20 protein-coding genes are annotated in these 18164 nt (G+C 48.8%); all 20 read right to left on the bottom strand.

Features of this window, described 5'->3' with window-relative positions; all coding sequences use genetic code 11:
* Positions 1-40: 40 nt before the first annotated feature.
* Entirely contained in the window at positions 41-1759 is a 1719-nt protein-coding gene (locus EIZ37_RS18365; protein WP_134686236.1) for a proline--tRNA ligase, read from the bottom strand.
* Between the two features lie 44 nt (positions 1760-1803).
* Complete coding sequence (ispG, locus tag EIZ37_RS18360; RefSeq protein ID WP_134686235.1) at positions 1804-2862, bottom strand: flavodoxin-dependent (E)-4-hydroxy-3-methylbut-2-enyl-diphosphate synthase; 1059 nt, start codon at positions 2860-2862, stop codon at positions 1804-1806.
* Positions 2863-2917: 55 nt separating this feature from the next.
* Positions 2918-4183, bottom strand: a complete 1266-nt coding sequence (gene rseP, locus EIZ37_RS18355) for an RIP metalloprotease RseP (RefSeq protein ID WP_134686234.1) — start codon at positions 4181-4183, stop codon at positions 2918-2920.
* A gap of 42 nt (positions 4184-4225) precedes the next feature.
* Positions 4226-5374 (bottom strand): 1-deoxy-D-xylulose-5-phosphate reductoisomerase, encoded by a 1149-nt coding sequence (locus EIZ37_RS18350; protein ID WP_134686233.1) that lies wholly within the window; start codon positions 5372-5374, stop codon positions 4226-4228.
* A 27-nt stretch (positions 5375-5401) separates the two neighbouring features.
* Positions 5402-6193: a phosphatidate cytidylyltransferase gene (locus tag EIZ37_RS18345; protein WP_134686232.1), complete on the bottom strand. Its 792-nt coding sequence runs from the start codon at positions 6191-6193 to the stop codon at positions 5402-5404.
* 19 nt (positions 6194-6212) lie between these two features.
* Entirely contained in the window at positions 6213-6977 is a 765-nt protein-coding gene (locus tag EIZ37_RS18340) for an isoprenyl transferase (RefSeq protein WP_134686231.1), read from the bottom strand.
* A gap of 80 nt (positions 6978-7057) precedes the next feature.
* Entirely contained in the window at positions 7058-7615 is a 558-nt protein-coding gene (frr, locus tag EIZ37_RS18335) for a ribosome recycling factor (protein WP_134686230.1), read from the bottom strand.
* Position 7616: 1 nt separating this feature from the next.
* Positions 7617-8339, bottom strand: a complete 723-nt coding sequence (pyrH, locus tag EIZ37_RS18330; RefSeq protein WP_134686229.1) for a UMP kinase — start codon at positions 8337-8339, stop codon at positions 7617-7619.
* A gap of 68 nt (positions 8340-8407) precedes the next feature.
* The gene (tsf, locus tag EIZ37_RS18325) at positions 8408-9292 is read right to left on the bottom strand and encodes a translation elongation factor Ts (RefSeq protein ID WP_134686228.1); all 885 of its coding nucleotides are present in this window, start codon (positions 9290-9292) and stop codon (positions 8408-8410) included.
* A gap of 159 nt (positions 9293-9451) precedes the next feature.
* Positions 9452-10156 carry a 30S ribosomal protein S2 gene (gene rpsB, locus EIZ37_RS18320; RefSeq protein ID WP_134686227.1) on the bottom strand — a complete coding sequence of 235 codons (705 nt, stop codon included), beginning with the start codon at positions 10154-10156 and terminating at the stop codon, positions 9452-9454.
* Positions 10157-10356: 200 nt separating this feature from the next.
* The gene (locus tag EIZ37_RS18315; RefSeq protein ID WP_134686226.1) at positions 10357-10932 is read right to left on the bottom strand and encodes an MltG/YceG/YrrL family protein; all 576 of its coding nucleotides are present in this window, start codon (positions 10930-10932) and stop codon (positions 10357-10359) included.
* A complete protein-coding gene (locus tag EIZ37_RS18310) occupies positions 10922-11437 on the bottom strand; it encodes a DUF6115 domain-containing protein (RefSeq protein WP_134686225.1) in 516 nt (171 codons plus the stop codon). The genes EIZ37_RS18315 and EIZ37_RS18310 overlap by 11 nt, the downstream gene beginning before the upstream one ends.
* A gap of 43 nt (positions 11438-11480) precedes the next feature.
* The gene (locus tag EIZ37_RS18305) at positions 11481-11807 is read right to left on the bottom strand and encodes a hypothetical protein (protein ID WP_134686224.1); all 327 of its coding nucleotides are present in this window, start codon (positions 11805-11807) and stop codon (positions 11481-11483) included.
* A 52-nt stretch (positions 11808-11859) separates the two neighbouring features.
* The gene (locus EIZ37_RS18300) at positions 11860-13263 is read right to left on the bottom strand and encodes a DUF342 domain-containing protein (RefSeq protein WP_134686223.1); all 1404 of its coding nucleotides are present in this window, start codon (positions 13261-13263) and stop codon (positions 11860-11862) included.
* 58 nt (positions 13264-13321) lie between these two features.
* The gene (locus EIZ37_RS18295; RefSeq protein WP_134686222.1) at positions 13322-14110 is read right to left on the bottom strand and encodes a FliA/WhiG family RNA polymerase sigma factor; all 789 of its coding nucleotides are present in this window, start codon (positions 14108-14110) and stop codon (positions 13322-13324) included.
* Between the two features lie 17 nt (positions 14111-14127).
* Positions 14128-14505 carry a hypothetical protein gene (locus EIZ37_RS18290; RefSeq protein WP_134686221.1) on the bottom strand — a complete coding sequence of 126 codons (378 nt, stop codon included), beginning with the start codon at positions 14503-14505 and terminating at the stop codon, positions 14128-14130.
* A gap of 4 nt (positions 14506-14509) precedes the next feature.
* The gene (locus EIZ37_RS18285; RefSeq protein WP_134686220.1) at positions 14510-14995 is read right to left on the bottom strand and encodes a chemotaxis protein CheD; all 486 of its coding nucleotides are present in this window, start codon (positions 14993-14995) and stop codon (positions 14510-14512) included.
* Positions 14982-15617 carry a chemotaxis protein CheC gene (locus tag EIZ37_RS18280; RefSeq protein WP_134686219.1) on the bottom strand — a complete coding sequence of 212 codons (636 nt, stop codon included), beginning with the start codon at positions 15615-15617 and terminating at the stop codon, positions 14982-14984. Before EIZ37_RS18280 ends, EIZ37_RS18285 begins: the two co-directional genes overlap by 14 nt.
* Position 15618: 1 nt before the next feature.
* Positions 15619-16098, bottom strand: coding sequence for a chemotaxis protein CheW (locus EIZ37_RS18275; RefSeq protein ID WP_134686218.1), 480 nt, complete (start codon positions 16096-16098; stop codon positions 15619-15621).
* Positions 16099-16113: 15 nt separating this feature from the next.
* A complete protein-coding gene (locus tag EIZ37_RS18270) occupies positions 16114-18150 on the bottom strand; it encodes a chemotaxis protein CheA (protein ID WP_134686217.1) in 2037 nt (678 codons plus the stop codon).
* Between the last annotated feature and the right edge of the window lie 14 nt (positions 18151-18164).

The following is an 18164-nucleotide window of genomic DNA, read 5'->3' as shown; positions in this document are numbered from 1 at the left end:
TTTGCGTGAATTCCTGCTAGACATTCCGCGAGAGTTGCATCTATGCGTCTACACGAGTCAGCAAATCCTGTACAAATTGGGTTACTTTTTCAATCGCGACTTCATGGGTTTCACCCGTACGGCGTACACGAACCTCGACCAAGCCTTCCTGTGCTTTGTCCGAGACGGTAATGCGCAGCGGGAGCCCGATCAAATCAGCGTCCTTGAATTTTACCCCGGCACGTTCTGGGCGGTCGTCATAAAGAACCTCCAGACCAGCTTGCGTAAGCGCGTCTGTGATTTTCTCACTGATATTGCGCTGCTCGTCCACTTTTACGTTTACCGGAATGACATGCACATGATATGGCGCGACGGAGACAGGCCAAATAATTCCGTTTTCATCGTTGTTTTGCTCGATGACCGCTGCCAGCGTGCGTGATACGCCGATACCGTAGCACCCCATGATCATCATTTGGCTGCGGCCGTTCTCGTCGAGGAAGTTAGCACCCAATGCCTTGGAATACTTGGTCCCCAGCTTGAACACGTGTCCGACTTCGACACCTCGTGCAAAGACGATTTTTCCGGTGCCGCGCGGGTTATCGTCACCCTCCATGATATTGCGCAGATCAAGGTATGCCGTCACTTGGAAGTCACGTCCAGGCTGTACATGCTGGATATGATAGTCGACTTCATTTGCGCCAACCACCCCGTCGTACACATCCTGCACATAGTTGTCAGCCAAAATGTCAATTTCCTTGTTAATGCCGATTGGACCCACAAATCCAGCAGGCGCTCCTGTCAAGCTGCGAATCTCCTCTTCGGAAGCCAAATCCACATTGACCGCATCGTAGTAGTTTTTCAATTTGACGTCATTCAGCTCATGATCGCCTCGAACCAATACGAGAACAAGCTTATCGTCTACACGATAGACAAGGCTCTTGATGATTTGATTGGCTGCAATCCCCAAATGAGCAGTCAATTGTTCAATCGTTCTTACCGCTGGTGTATGAATTTTTTCAGCTGCCGGCACATTCTCTGGTTTCGAGCCGGATGGTTTGTAGACAACCTCAGCTTTTTCCAGATTGGCTGCATAGTCTCCCTCGGTGGAATAGGCAATCGTATCCTCACCGATCTCGCACAATGCCATAAACTCATACGTACCGGTACCACCGATAGAGCCAGCATCCGCTTCAACAGCACGGAAATTCAAACCTACGCGGGTAAAGATGCGGGTATACGCATCAAACATGGCTTGAAAGCTCTTATCCAAGCCTTCTTGCGTCGTATCAAAGGAATAGGCATCCTTCATGATGAATTCACGGCAGCGGATCAAGCCAAAGCGTGGCCGTACTTCGTCACGGAACTTCGTTTGAATTTGATAAAGATTCAACGGCAGCTTTTTGTAGGAATTCACTTCGTCCCGAATCAAGCTGGTAATGACTTCTTCATGCGTAGGACCCAAAGCAAACGGGCGGTTATGGCGATCGTTCATGCGCATCAATTCCGGACCATACGCTTCCCATCTGCCGGATTGCTGCCAGATTTCTGCCGGCTGCAGGGCGGGCATCATCAGCTCCTGTGCCCCCGCGCGATTCATCTCTTCACGAATGATGGTTTGAATTTTTTGCAATACGCGAAGCGCCAGCGGCATATACGTATATACCCCGGACGCCAGCTGACGAGCCAAGCCTGCACGCAAAAGCAGCTTATGGCTGGCAATCTCAGCATCAGAAGGCACTTCTCTTAATGTAGGAATCAGGATTTGACTTTGTTTAAGCACAGGATTGTTCCCCCCAAGCGACTATAACCACAAGATGGTAACCATTATTTCACCATCGTCTGAATTTCTTTCATGAGTTCCTCGAACAACTCGTCTTCTTTCACCTTGCGCACGATCTCCCCATTACGGAAGATCAGGCCTTCCCCGTTACCGCCCGCAACGCCGACATCGGCTTCTCTCGCCTCTCCCGGTCCGTTCACGGCACAACCCATTACTGCGATTTTCAGCGGGGTTTTCAAGGTTGCCACTGCATCCTCTACCTTCGTGGCCAAACCGATCAGGTCGATTGCGCAGCGTCCGCAAGAAGGGCAAGCAATGACAACAGGATCGTTATTCACGATATCCAGGCTGCGCAGGATCTGCTTCCCGACCTTGATCTCTTCCACCGGATCAGCCGTCAAAGATACACGGATGGTATCCCCAATCCCCATGGAGAGAACGGTACCAATCCCGACCGCTGACTTGATGCCGCCAGAAAACGCGGTGCCCGCTTCGGTTACCCCTACATGCAGCGGATAATTTCGTTTTTGGGCCATCAACGTATACGTTTGAATCATCGACGGAACATCCGATGACTTCAAGGAAACCACGATATCGGTAAAATCAAGGTCCTCCAAAATTTGCACGTGGTCGAGGGCGCTTTCCACGATCGCTTCCGGGCTCGGATAACCGTATTTGTCCAACAGGCGTTTTTCTACAGAGCCGGAATTCACACCGATCCGAATCGGTACCCCACGTTCCTTGCACGCTTCCACGACAGCCTTCGTCTTTTCCTTGGAACCAATGTTCCCTGGATTGATACGGATCTTGTCAATCCCGCTTTCCAAAGCGGTCAAGGCCAGCTTGTAATCAAAATGAATATCTGCGACAAGCGGCAGCGGGGAACGTTCCTTGATCTGTTTTATCGCACGAGCAGCGTCCTGATTGATTACAGCCAGACGAACGATTTGACATCCAGCGTCTGCCAAGCGTTGAATCTGCGCAAGGGTGCCCTCCACATCACGTGTATCCGTCGTTGTCATCGATTGGATAACCACGCTTTTTTGTCCGCCGATCTGTACGCCTCCAACAAATACCGGTTTCGTCTCCTCACGTTTAAACATCTGTATGTGCACCATCCTTTATATTTTCACAAGCACTCTGACTAAGAAGTTACCTCTAAAAGAAGAATCGCTGCAAATCGTTCCAGGTGACAACAAGGATCAAAAGCATAAGAAACGCAAACCCAAGGAAGTGAACCATGCCTTCCTTATGCGGGTCGATTGGTCTTCCCCGCAATGCTTCCACGAACAGAAAAGCCAATCTTCCGCCATCCAAAGCAGGCAGCGGCAGCAGGTTGAACAATCCGAGGTTAATACTCAGTACAGAGGCCCACATCATCAGCTTGGACATGCCTTGCTGTGCAACCTGACCAGTCATCACGAAAATGCCCGCCGGCCCGCTAAGCTGATCAAGCCCGACGCTGCCCGTAAAGAGCTGGACCAATCCCTGTACCATCATGACCGTAAACTGGTAGGTCGAGGTCGCTCCGTATTTGATTGCTTCCCACGGTGCATAGGTTACCGGATTATACACCATGATTTTCCCTACATTTTCATCTCCGACCGTCACTTTTACCGGAACGTTCTTTTGCACTCCGCCACGCTCAATGACAAAATTCAATGTCTTGCCTGGAGAAGCGCTCACGATCGTAACCAGATCACGCCAGGTTTGAATCGGTTTGCCGTCAATGGCGAGAACACGATCCCCCTCCAGCAGCCCGGCTTGTGCTGCGGGTCCCCCCGCTTGTACAGCACCCAGCTTCGCTTCATTGCTTGGCGCGCCATATAATATACCGCTTGCTGCAAACAAGACAAAGGCTAACAGAAAGTTCGCAGCAGGTCCAGCAAAAATCGTCCAGAATCGCTGTGAAAGTGTTTTTCCCTTGAATTGTCGGTTAGCCGGCGCGATTTGCACTTCTTGCTCATCTTTTACCAGCATGGCCTGCGGGTGAACACCAAAGGTGCGTTGTTCACCGGCCACATCAAGCGTAAGCGTTAGCTGATGTTCCAAATCGTAACGAATGACCGTACCTGTAATCGTTTGGACGGAAGCATCTTTTGGTTGATCCAAAAAGATGCGAGTCACTTTTCCCAACGGATCCTGGGCCACCGATACTTCCATATGCGGCTTCAGGACATCCAGCTCGGGGTCTTCTCCTGCCATCCGGACCATTCCGCCAATCGGCAGCAACCGCAGCGTATAATCTGTCTCTCCACGCTTCACACTAAAAATTTTCGGCCCCATCCCCAACGCAAACTCGCGGCATAAAATACCTGCCCGTTTGGCCAATAGGAAGTGACCCAATTCGTGTACGAATACCAACAAACCAAATACCACAATTATCGCAAGGATTGATTCGAGCGAATCCAGAGCAAAAGGCAAGGATTTTAGCCACCTTTCATACCAGACTAGTTATTACAGGTATTACTCTGACCATGCAGTTGCTTTTTCGCGGGCCCACGCATCGGCTGCCTGTATCATTTCCAGGGACGGGTTTGACGTATTATCGTGCTGTTCGCACACACGTTCCACAATTTCCTCGATCGTGAGGAAACGAATCTCCCCTCGTAAAAAACGCGATACAGCCACCTCATTGGCAGCATTTAAAACCGTAGGCAAGGTGCCGCTTTGCTTGCCGCATTCATAGGCCAACCGTAACAATGGATATCTGGCTTCATCCATCGGAGCAAAATGCAGCGTTCCGATTTTCAGCAAATCCAGAGGTTCGGTCGCAAGAGGCATCCGCCCTGGATAACTTAGCGCATACTGAATCGGCACTTTCATGTCAGGTGTACCCAGCTGAGCCATGACAGCCCTGTCTTTATATTCTACCATAGAATGTATGATACTTTCATAATGGAGAACACATTCGATTTGATCGTATGGCAATCCAAACAGCCAATTGGCCTCGATCACTTCAAATCCTTTGTTCATCATCGTAGCGGAATCAATGGTAATTTTCGCTCCCATGCTCCAGTTGGGATGCTGCAGCGCATCTGCGACGGTCACATGTTCGAGCTCTGCTCGTGACCGCTGGCGAAAGGATCCTCCTGATGCAGTGATGATAATTTTTGAGACATCCTCACGCCGTTCCCCTTGCAGACATTGAAAAATAGCAGAATGCTCGCTATCTACAGGGATAATCGCTACCCCTTTTTCCTTTGCTGCCTTCATGACCAGATGTCCTGCACTCACCAATGTTTCCTTATTGGCAAGACCAATCGTTTTGCCCGCTTCAATTGCCGCTAATGTGGGGGCGACTCCGACACTCCCTACAATGGCTGTCATGACGAAATCGGCCTCGGAAAATGCCGCTGCCTGCAGCAATCCTTCTTCGCCCCATACGATTTCCGTATCACAGTCTCCTAGCAGATCGCGTAGCTTCTGAACAGAATGTTCATTCCCTACCGACACTAGCTTCGGCTTAAAGATACGAACCTGCTGTGCCAGCAATTCGGTATTCGCTCCCGCCGCCATCGCGACAACTTGAAATTGTTCCGGATGTTGCTCCACCACTTCTAATGTACTTTTCCCAATGGAGCCAGTGGAACCGAGCAGACTGATTTTCCTCATGTAAAGTCCCTCTCCCTCTTCCTCACTCTAGCCGATCAATTGCAGCAGATGCAGGATCGGAAAGACAATCAGCCAGCTGTCGCAACGGTCGAGCACACCGCCGTGACCAGGCATGATATTCCCCGAATCCTTCACCCCATAATGGCGCTTCAACGCTGATTCGATCAGGTCTCCTATTTGTCCCAGGATCCCCGCAACCAGCCCAATGGCCAGAGCTTGTGCGAGGCTGACTGCATCAAAAAGAAGATTTACACCCGCAACTACCAGGAGTGCGAGAATCAGGCCGCCTACTGCTCCTTCTACGGTTTTGTTGGGGCTAATCTCTGGCCACAGCTTCCGTTTGCCGATCGCTCTCCCCACAAAATAAGCGCCCGAATCCGTCGACCAGATGCCGAGAAAGACCAACATGGTCAGGAAGAGGCCATTTTCCGGTACATTGCGTGCAGAAAGCATATACACAAATCCGAACCCTATGTATAACGCCCCCATTATCGCAAGGGCGGCATGTTCAATATGAAACTTGTTTTTCCGGTAAACCGAATAAAACAACAAAAGGATCATGACGGACACCAGAACCGGGGACAGCGATATTTCGAGTCCCGTACCGATGTACAGCTGCGGCCACATGATGCTCACCAGCAACGCATAGCTGAGCAATCCCGGTACAGACACAGGCCGGATTCCTGTCATCGATAAGAATTCAAAAAGTCCTATGATCGCTAGCATCAATACAAACCAAGAATACCAAGCGTTTCCCACATAAACCATCGTGAGAAAAATGATGCCACCTACAACCCCTGATACGATCCGTTGCTTCAACTATGTCCACCTCTTCGGCTCATACCGCACCATAACGGCGAGCACGGCGTTGGTATTCGGCGATTGCCTCATTGAAATGTTCTTTGGTGAAATCCGGCCACAATACATCCGTAAACCATAATTCCGTGTAGGCTAATTGCCACAACATAAAATTACTCAGACGAATTTCTCCACTGGTCCGGATCAGCAAGTCCGGCTCTGGTATCCCACCTGTGTAAAGTTTCTGCTCAATAGCCTTTTCATCGATTTGCTCAGCAGAAAGAATGCCCGCTTCAACCTGACGTGCAAGCTCTTGCACTGCATCACAAATCTCTTTGCGCCCTCCATAATTCAAGGCAAACAGAAGCTGTAAGCCATCGTTATGTTTTGTTTTCTCTACTGCCGTCTCCAATGCTTGACGTGTATGAGAAGGCAGTTCTTCTCGACTGCCCAGGATTTTCACACATACATTCCGTTCGACCAATTCATCCAATTCAGTCGACAAAAACTCTTGGGGAAGTTTCATGAGAAATTCCACTTCTTCCCGAGGTCGCTTCCAATTCTCCGTAGAGAAAGCATACATGGTCAAATATTTCACGCCAATGGCATCGGCAGCCTTTACCACTTCTTTTACTGTTTTCATACCTGCGCTGTGACCAGCTATTCTAGGCAAGCTTCTTGCTTTCGCCCATCTTCCGTTTCCATCCATAATCACGGCCACATGCACGGGCACGCTGAGATTGGTATCGACGGATGTCGTTTGCTTTTTCGTGCGCGTAAAAAAATGCGCGATTCGCTCTAACATAAAGCTTTCCCCCAGAAAGCGAGATATAGACATAATTCCCCCTCAAATTGAGGGGGATGCAATCATGCCGAATGCGTTGGCTATACTTCTAAGATATCCTTCTCTTTGTCTTTTACGATTTTGTCGACTTCCGCGATGTATTTATCCGTAGTCTTTTGAATGGACTCTTGATAACGACGGGATTCGTCTTCTGAAATCGTTGCCGCTTTTTCCAGCTTTTTGATCTCATCATTCGCATCGCGACGGATATTACGGATCGCTACTTTTGCCTCTTCGCCGCTTTTGCCTGCTACTTTCACCAGTTCCTTGCGTCGTTCCTCTGTCAGAGGCGGCACGGCAATCCGGATGATGTTCCCATCATTCGAAGGGGTCAATCCCAAATCAGACTGTTGAATGGCGCGATCAATATCTTTCAATGCGCTTTTATCCCATGGTTGGATTTGCAGCATCCGCGGTTCAGGTGCATTGATGTTCGCCAACTGACTGATTGGTGTTGGCGTTCCGTAGTAATCAACCACGACTTTATCAAGCATGGCAGGATTGGCACGGCCCGCACGGAGTGTCGCCAAATCCTTTTTCAGCGTACCGATGGCTTTCGTCATCCGTTCTTCCATATCTTTCAAAATTGACTGTGGCATATTAATCCCCCTTTACTAGCGTTCCGATTTTTTCGCCCATCACAGCACGGCGAATATTTCCTTCCTGCGTTATGTTAAATACAATGAGCGGGATGTGATTGTCCATACAGAGACTGGACGCGGTTGAATCCATCACTCCTAACCCTTTGTTCAGGACTTCCAGGAACGTAAGCTCATCATATTTGCTTGCTGTAGGATCAATGGATGGATCAGCTGTATAAACACCATCCACCTTGTTTTTGGCCATCAGGATTACTTCTGCTTCGATTTCCGCTGCACGCAAAGCTGCGGTGGTGTCTGTTGAAAAATAAGGGTTTCCTGTTCCAGCCGCGAAGATAACAACCCGATTCTTCTCGAGATGTCGGATCGCTCTTCTGCGTATGTATGGTTCTGCGACCTGTCTCATTTCAATCGAAGTTTGAACGCGTGTCGGCACATCCACCTTTTCCAGACCATCCTGCAAGGCGAGTGAGTTCATGATCGTGGCCAACATTCCCATGTAATCGGCTGTTGCCCGATCCATCCCCTTCGAGCTTCCCGACAGACCGCGCCAGATATTTCCTCCACCCACGACAACTGCTACCTGAACACCTAGTTCAACGATTTCTTTGATCTGATTTGCGATGGAGAAAATGATTTTTGGATCAATCCCATAGCCGACATCGCCGGCAAGCGCTTCTCCACTTAACTTTAACACAACTCGTTTATAGGCAGGAAGTGGCATTTTCGAGTGCCTCCATTCATCCTCTTGTTTTAAAAATAGGGAACACACAGGTGTTCCCTATCTATCAATTATTGCTTATTTACTTGCGCCATTACTTCAGCAGCGAAGTCTTCTTGCTTTTTCTCGATACCTTCGCCCACTTGGAAACGAACGAACGTTTTTACAGTAGCTCCAGCATCTTTCAACAGAGCGGAAACTTTTTTGTCTGGATCTTTTACAAATGGTTGTTCTACCAGGCAGTACTCTTCGAAGTATTTAGAGAGACGGCCTTCCACCATTTTTTCCACGATTGCTTCTGGTTTGCCTTCAGACAGCGCTTGGTTTTTCAACACTTCGCGCTCACGTTCGATCTCATCAGCAGATACTTCGTTGCGATCGATGAAACGTGGGTTGGAAGCAGCTACGTGCATGCCCAGATCTTTCGCGAGGCCTTCGTCTTTGGAACCTTCCAAAGCTACTACTACGCCGATTTTTCCACCCATGTGGAGGTATCCGCCAATAACACCATCGGATACTTCAACAACGGAGAAACGACGCAGGGAGATGTTCTCACCGATTGTGGAGATTTTCTCGTTGATTACGTGGCCGAGGGTTTCGCCAGCCCCTTTGAAAGGTTGCTCCAGCGCAGCTTCTACAGTCGCTGGGTTTTGGCCCACTACATGCTCAGCGATGTCTTTTACGAGTGTTTGGAACTCAGGGTTTTTCGCTACGAAGTCCGTTTCGCAGTTTACTTCTACGATCGCTGCTTTGTTGCCTGCAGTTGCAATTGCAGTCAAACCTTCAGCAGCAATACGGCCTGCTTTTTTCGCAGCTTTCGCGATTCCGCGTTCACGCAGAAGGTCAATCGCTTTTTCCATGTCGCCGTTGGTTTCTTCCAACGCTTTTTTGCAGTCCATCATACCTGCGCCTGTTCTTTCACGCAGTTCCTTAACGGATTGTGCACTAATTGCCATTGTAACTCCTCCTTGATATGGTGGGTTTAGTAAAAACAGGGAGCTTCTTTTCCTGTAAAAAACCCACCCAGCGTGAGCGTGCGCTTTGCCGGGCGGGGCCCAGTGTTACGAAAAAGGGTGGACGAAGGTTTCTGAAACCCTCAGTCCACCCTCGTAAGATTAAGCAGTTGTTGTTTGGTCTGTTCCTTGGCTGCCTTCAACCAATGCGTCTGCCATTTTACCAGTCAGCAGTTTAACCGCACGGATCGCGTCATCGTTACCAGGGATCACGTAGTCGATTTCATCTGGGTCGCAGTTAGTATCTACAATCGCAACGATTGGGATACCAAGTTTGCGAGCTTCTGCAATCGCAATGCGCTCTTTGCGCGGGTCGATCACGAACATTGCGTCAGGCAATTTATTCATGTTGGAGATACCGCCGAGGAATTTCTCGAGGCGCTCCATTTCTTTGCGCAGGTTGATTACTTCTTTCTTAGGCAGTACAGAGAAAGTACCGTCTTCTTCCATACGCTTCAGCTCAGCCAGGCGAGCTGTACGTTTTTGGATGGTAGAGAAGTTAGTCAGGGTACCACCCAACCAGCGTTGGTTGATGTAGTAGTGACCTGTACGTTCCGCTTCTTCTTTCACGGATTCTTGTGCTTGTTTTTTGGTACCAACGAACAGGATTTTTCCGCCGCTAGCAGCCAAATCACGCACGAAGTTGTACGCTTCTTCTACTTTCTTGACCGTTTTTTGCAGGTCAATGATGTAAATACCATTACGTTCGGTGAAAATATAGCGGGACATTTTCGGGTTCCAACGACGAGTTTGGTGACCAAAGTGAACACCAGCCTCGAGCAGTTGTTTCATAGAGATAACCGCCATACATCACACCTCCTTAGTTTGGTTTTTTGTCGTGCCAACCTCCGCCGCCCGCATCTCCTGACAAAACTGCTTTTCAGCAGCACCGTTGCCAAGATTGGTCGGCGTGCGAATTCAACACCGTAGAAAAATATATCACATGGAAAAATCAAATGCAAGAAACGCTTCGAGGAAAAATATGAGAAAGAAGAAAACACCACCTCTTACAAGCGAGGCGGTGTTGTTAAAAGCTTGATCACATCATCTTCCGACATACCTTTTTCGAGGCTGTACGTTCCCGTGCGTATGCGATTGAGCTTATTCTGATCACGAAGCTTTCGGACAAATTGATTGTTCGGCGGCAAAACCCCGGCTTTTACCAGCTGAGCAGCCACATTTGCGCTTGTCATACCGGCAGTGACGGTAAAGCTGACCTTATCCGCTGGCGCAGCAGGTGCTGCAGGAGCTTGCTGGGCAGGAGCGGCAGGTGTCGTAGGCGTTGTACCCTCCGCTGGCGTCTTTGGCGCTGCTGGCGCTTGTCCAGTCCCCTGCTTTGGTGCTGTGGGGCTCACTGGCTTAGCCGGTGCTGTTGGCGCCTTTCCCTTGTTTCCAGACTCTTCTTTCTCTTTCCATTTTTCATATTCCTGTTTGGATACCAGGACCATGTCATAAGCCTGCGCAGCGCTTTGCAATTGTTCCTTAGTCATGACAGCGGATTTTCCCTGCGGCGGAAAAACAATCATAAAGCCTGCAGCAAACACCAAGCCAGCCCCAAACCCCATCAATAGGTTACGCTTCATGGGCTGACCCTCTCTCGCTCGGGCTGGCCAATGAAAAAATCAATTCGATTTCACCGCGGCCAGCACCTAAACGCTTCGCGATCTCATCCACCGTCAAGCCTTCTTTTTTCAACTCAAAAACGCGGCTATATCTTTCCTGGAGCGCCAATGTATCCTCGGTGGCAGGACTTTCTTCGGCGTGCTCAACCGCCACCGTCGGCGAAGCCATATTGCTCGATAATTGCGTGATCATCATTTCTGCCGTCTGTACACGCGCTTCAACCGTCGCTATCAGCTGTTGAAGCTCTTGGCGTGTAGCCCGCACTTCTCCACTCAGACGATCATTTTCATCCTTCACTTGCTTTACAAAACGCTGCAGCGCTTTCTCCATCTCGGCTCGATCTGCTTGCCTGTTGACAGCGGTCGTTGCTTCAACCGCAGAGGCGCTGCTGCTTTTTTTCAGAAACAAAGCCGCAATCATTATGAGTGCTCCGGCACCAAGCAGGAGATAGTAAGATTGCTCCATCCGTCTCACCTATTCTTTCTATGCGGTTTGCAGACACTCGTATTTACAGCGAAATATCTACATGCCGACCACGGAATGGATCACGCATCTGATATCCTCGTCCGTGTCCATCTTTTTTTTGTTGTTGCTTTTGCTGCTGTTCTTGATCTTGCTTGCGATTTCTTTGTCGATCCTGTTTATCTCTAATCTGTCCTTTATCGGTTTCGTTTATGTCGGTTGTACGCTGCCGCATGGCTTGATCCTGCTCATTTCGTTGGTCAATAGCCGCCTGCTGCTCGTGTGTTTGCCGATATTGGACTTGTTCTTGGATTTTGCCCGCTTCCTGTGTACGCGGCAAAGCGATTTGCAATTCTACCGCTTTCAAGCTCATCGCTGAACACTCCCCTCATGAAGAGCATGCCCACTCTTTCTTGGAGCTTTGATTAGATCAGTGTCGCGGTCCGAATTTCCCCGTCAAGGACAACAAATCTTGTGCGTGAAAACTCTTGTTTGATGAAACGAACCATCTTGCCGAATACGAGCTTGATTCCCGGGTACATCAAGCTGTTGACCTCTACCAATGCAGGAGAGTCTCCAATGAGCTGGGCTTCCACTTCTTTTTTCCGCGCTTCCAAACGCTTCAATTCTTTTTCCAGAATCAAGCGCGTATTGGTCAGCTTGACTTGCATGACTTTTTTATCGGCCGGCAGTTCGCCTGTTGCTTGCAGAATTTGATCCAGCACGTTCAGTCCCTGATCGGTTTTGCGCATGCTTTCATATGTGGTTTGCAGCTCTTTGGTGATTTCCGTCATTTCCGCGCGCAGCTCAGGTTTCACTCCGACTTCCAACACAGTAGGGGTCGCACTGGAGTTTCCAATGACTCGGGCCACGATTCTTTCTCCAGCCTGAATCGTTCCGCCGATGATGATTCCCTTCGGACCGTTACAGAGCACATTTTTCCCCGCTTTCACCTGAGAAAACATGATGCTCTGCGATACCGTTACATCTCGCCCGGCGGTTACATTGCCATTTTGAATGAAGGACGTCACGACATTTACCCCTGCAATGACATGACCTTTATCCTGCGCGACGATCCCGCTCTTGATCTCTACAGATCCGGCAGCTTCCAGCTCCGCGCCTTCAACCGATCCGAGAATGCGGATATCTCCGGCTGCCTTGATCCGAAAACCGCTGGGAACGCTGCCCCGAACCACAACCGTCCCTACGAAATCAATATTTCCCACTCCAAAGTCTACATCGCCATTTACCTCAAAAACGGGAAAAACGTTTACCTTGTCGTTGTCGGTAAACGATACTAAACCGTCGATTGCCGCGTACAAAAGCGTGCGGTCCTGATTCAAGACGACGTTTTTTCCTACTTTAATTGTAGCCTCTTTTCCCGGCTTGGGAGCAACTTGTTCTCCGGTTACGGCGATCCCAGGTTTCCCTGGTTCGGGTGGGTATTTCTGCGCGAGCAGTTGACCTCTCGTAACGTTTGCGATGTGGGTCACATTATAATAGTCAACACGGCCATCTTCCATTTCCTTCGGCCGGATCTCACCGCTCGCTTCTTTTGCAAATATGTATTCGACTCGTGCATCCGTACCGTCTACAGGCGGAGTGCCACTAGCAATGGTAAGCGGTATCCCTATATACTGGCCGGCGTTTTCGGACAGTCTTTGTATCGTCTCCTCTACAATCCCATAGCGGACGCCTTGGGCAGACAGAGCATCCCTGATTTCACGTTCAGAGACTTTGATGTCACCGCTTTCAGACTGAAGGAGGACTTGTGCTTCCATTTTGTCTTGAGCCACTGTCACCGTCAGCGTATAGTTGCTGTTCTCCATTTTCTTACCCCTCTCTCACGCTAGCTTTCTCTCTATCCCTTATCCATAAAGATATCTGTTACATGAGTTGTGACTTCCATCTGGTTAAAGAAGAACGCAATCGAAAAATGGCTTTGGAATGCAATTGTGAAATACGCGATGGCGACAAATTCATCACTTCCGCAATTTCCGATAAGGTCAGCTCCTCAAAATAAAACAAGGAAACTACCAAACGTTCCTTCTCTGGCAGCTTGTCGATCGTTTTGGAGAGCACTTCCTTCATATTATTTGATTCGGCGATCATCTCTGGCCTCGGCGTAAGCTCGTCCACCAAATACGTATGCCGCGCCGTTTTCTGCTCATCCTCATCCCCTACGGATTCATCAATGGAAACCATGGAGGCAAGGGAGGTGTCAAAAAGAACCTGCTGCAATTCTTTTTCAGTTAGTCCCAAGTATTCACATACTTCCGAATCAGTCGGTGTACGCATGTTTTTCTGCTCCAGGTAGATATATGCCTCTTCGATCTTTTTCGCTTTGTCGCGGACCGTACGTGGAATCCAATCATTTTCTCGCAATCCGTCGATCATTGCACCGCGGATACGCCACATCGCATACGTCTCAAATTGCAGCCCGCGTGTATAGTCAAATTTTTGCAGGGCATCTAGTAAACCAAAACGCCCAAAGCTAATGAGATCATCTTTATCAACCGTATTAGGTAAACCAATCGCTAATTTGTTGGCAACCTTCGTGACAAGCGGCAAGAAGCGCGTAATGAGATCTAACTCTGCGTCTTTATCTCCTTCTTGCTTCCATAGGATCCATTTGTCGAATTCTTTAGCTTTGTCTTGATGGTTGAGTCGAGTCATTCGCAAATCACCAACCTTTAGTCGTCAGTTAACCGCCTAATCACGTTTGCGATATTTGTCGGGTCTGTTTCTTCGTCTTTTCGCTCAATGCGAGTTGCTGTGAATGGTGTGAAGGCTTCCTTTAACTCTTCTTCCTCTTTCTGTGCGCTATCCCCTTCGCTATCGTCCGGCGTCACCAAATCGATTTGGCTGCCTGCTGGTTCTTTTTCCGCAGGCGAAGAAAGGATCATTCCGGTTACCCAGCGAATCGGATAGCCCAATAGAAAGAACAAAAGAAAGGCATAGACGGCACGCTCAATGGAAACCAAAAACACGTTTCCTGAAAGTGCCGTTACCATCGTAATTACAAATGCGATGATTCCTAAAGTAATGTTGACTGCAATTGTACCTGCCATCTCTCTATACGTCCTTAACACCTTGATTTACTGTGCGAATCTGCAGGATCCCCGTTTCCGGATCCATTTCAATGGTACGTCCGCAATTGCCCCCTGTGTCTTCTGCGACAATCCGGATACCCGCCTCTTTTAACATTGTTTTACAAGCTTCGACATTTCTCGGACCTATCCTCATCGTATCATTTCCCGATAGGAAAGAAAACATTTGTGCTCCGCCAGCCATTTTTGCAATCAGATTTTTTACGGACGATCCGGCCTGTTCCATTTCCTTAATCAACTGCGGGATTGCCGTATCCGCATACTTCCCGATATTGAATTCGTTGCCTTTCGCCAGAGACGAATCGGGGAGCATGACGTGTGCCATACCCGCAATTTTTTTGGAAGCGTCATAGAGAACGACACCCACGCACGAGCCCAAACCCGTCGTTCGCAATCGATCCGGAGATTTGCTTACTCCTAAATCAGCCATTCCTATTTTAATAATTTCCATCTAAAGGAACTCCTAATGCAGAAAATAATTTGTTCAATGACTCCGGATCAGGGAGCAAAAAGAAGTGGCCTTCCACCTCTTCATTTCCTTCAAAAAATGCCGTATCAATCGTAAGCGCAAAATCACCAGAGTTCCCCAATTCAATCAAACCATAGCTGAGAATGGCCCCCGCCATATCGATTGCCAAGGCAGGCACTGACGGTTGCATATTCAGATTGGTAAAGTCAGCAAGAGAGGATAGATAGGAGCCCGCCAAAATATTGCCAATTTCATGCAAGGCTGACAGTTCCATCTCAGACAGTTGCTCGTCAGCTTCCACCGTCTCTTGGATACCAAATAATTTTCGCAGCAAGTTACGGGCGGAGGCATAATCGACGATGAAGAACATGTTGCCAGGACAATCCCCTTCAACCCGTAAAAACACAGTCACGACCAAAGCCTCGGCTCCGCCGACAAAATCGGCAATCTCGTCAAATTCGAGAATTTTCACCTGCGGTACTTTCATATCCACTTCTTTTTGAATCAGTTTGGACAATGCTGTAGCAGCATTGCCCGCACCGATATTGCCCACTTCACGCAAAACATCAATTTGGAATTCACCGAAGTTGGAAAAGAAGCTCATCTTAGTTAACCTCTAACGTATCAAGTTGCTTCATTTCTTCGGTATTCAATACCTTATCGAGATTCAGCAAAATCAGGAGACGCTTTTCCAGCTTCGCCACTCCTCGCAGGTATACCGCTTCTACGCCGCCGACAACCTCTGGCGCCGGTTCGATGGCATTTACCGGAATATCGATCACGTCATTTGCTGCATCCACGATTAAGCCAACTTCCAATTCATTCACAGCCACGATAATGACGCGTGTGGTTTCTGTATAAGATGCCTCTTCCAGACCAAAACGGCTGCGCAGATCAATGATTGGCGTCACTACCCCGCGCAGATTGATCACGCCCTTCACAAATGCAGGTGTGCGCGGTACGCGTGTAATGTGGTCCAATTTTTCGATGGAGAGGACTTGATTCACTTCCACTCCGTATTCTTCGTCCTGCAAGCGAAACACAATGACTTTTACTTCCCCGATGATCTCTTTCTGTTCCAACATGATGCAGCCCCTCCTCTATTTAATCAGTGCATTACAATCGATGATCAGCGCGACTTGACCGTCTCCCAGGATCGTTGCGCCGGAGATGGCAAAGACGTTAACCAGATATTTGCCCAACGATTTGAGTACGACCTCTTGTTGACCAATGAAGGAATCAACAACCAGACCGGCCATTTTCTCGCCTTTACGCACAATGACTACCGCTACTTCATCATCGTCACTGCCATTTCCTTGGTCAGGCACTTGGAAAATGCCTTTCAGCGATACGAGAGGTACCACGCGACCGCGGAAGTCGATCACTTTTTGGCGATGAGCCAGCATGATTTCGTCTTTGCGGAAAACGGCTGTTTCGATGATGGAGCTCAGTGGTACAGCATATTTTTCATTTTCCACTTGCACCAGCATCGCCGAAATGATGGAAAGCGTAAGCGGCAGCTGAATGAGGAAGGTTGTTCCTTCGCCGCGCACCGAATCAACACTTACACTGCCGCCGAGGGATTCGATCTTGTTCTTCACAACATCAAGACCTACACCGCGACCAGAAATATCGGTAATGACTTCTGCTGTACTAAAGCCGGAAGCAAACAACAATTCATAGATTTGCTTGTCGCTCAAATTTTCAGCCGTAGCTGGGTTGACGATTCCGCGCTCAATGGCTTTTTTCAGGACGCCTTCTTTGCTGATCCCTGCGCCATCGTCTTTCACTTCAATGAACACATGGTTGCCGCTGTGGTACGCTTTTAATTGGACAGTGCCTTCTTCTGGCTTTCCATTCTTTTTGCGTTCCGCAGGCATTTCGATCCCATGGTCAATGGAATTGCGCAGCAGGTGAACAAGCGGATCACCAATCTCATCGATGACGGTACGATCCAGCTCGGTTTCGGCACCGAATATTTCCAGATTGACTTTTTTGTTCAAATCTTTGGCCAAGTCACGCACCATGCGAGGGAAACGGTTAAATACTTGTTCAACCGGTACCATGCGCATGGTGAGAATGATATTTTGCAAATCACCGCTGATGCGGCTCATATGTTCAACCGTCTCGGAAAGCTCGCCCCGGCCGATCTCACGGGACAGCTGCTCAAGACGACCGCGATCGATGACCAGCTCACTGAACAGGTTCATCAGGATGTCCAAGCGCTCAATATCCACACGAATCGTTTTCCCGGTCGACACCTTTTTCGCAGCACCCGCGGGAGCGGCATTTGCTTCGGCAGCCGGTTTCTTTTCCACCGCTTGAGCAGCGGCGGTTTCTTTTTTCGCTTCTTCCACTTGGACTTGAGGAGTTGTTACCTCGACGGTTTTGATCAGCACTTCTTTCACTTCGGAGACATTCTCGACCATTTTCTTAATGTCTTCCAAGGACTTCATGGTCACGTAAATCAATTCGAATTCATAATCGAAGCGTTCGTTTTCCAAGTCCTCTACAGACGGTGTCGATTTGATGATCTCACCAGCGTTCTCCAGCTGGTCAAACACCATATAGGCCCTTGCTGCACGAAGCATACAGCTTTCCTGCAGCGTAACCTTGATCCAGAACAGATTGTTGCCCGCTTCTTTCGATTGGCGCATCACCGTAAGCGCGAATTCATCCAAATCATGATGATGTTCCGCAGCCGCAGCGGTTACCTCTTTTTCCGCAGCAGCTTGTCCGGACGCGACTACCGCCATATCTCCGGAGACAATGGCACGCAGCAGACTAACCGGTTTTGATACGTCGGCTGATCCATCGCCGCCTTCGATGATGTTATACACCATTCCTTCAATCAAATCGACACTCTGGAAAATCACATCCATGATGTCGCTGTTAATGTTCAGTTTATGGTTACGAATCATATCCAGTACGTTTTCGGCTTCATGGGTCAAGCTAGCCATATCCTCAAAGCCCATCGTTGCTGCCATTCCTTTTAAGGTATGGGCAGATCGGAAAATCTCATTCACAATCTGGATGTTGTCCGGCTCTGTCTCCAACACAAGAAGATTGGAGTTAATTGCCTGCAGATGCTCCTTTGACTCTTCGATAAACATGTCTAAGTATTGATTCATGTCCATTTACATCCACCTCC

It is taken from the genome of Brevibacillus migulae (genome assembly GCF_004521915.1).
GTDB classification, from domain to species: domain Bacteria; phylum Bacillota; class Bacilli; order Brevibacillales; family Brevibacillaceae; genus Brevibacillus_F; species Brevibacillus_F migulae.
This window is presented reverse-complemented; position numbering and strand designations above follow the sequence as displayed.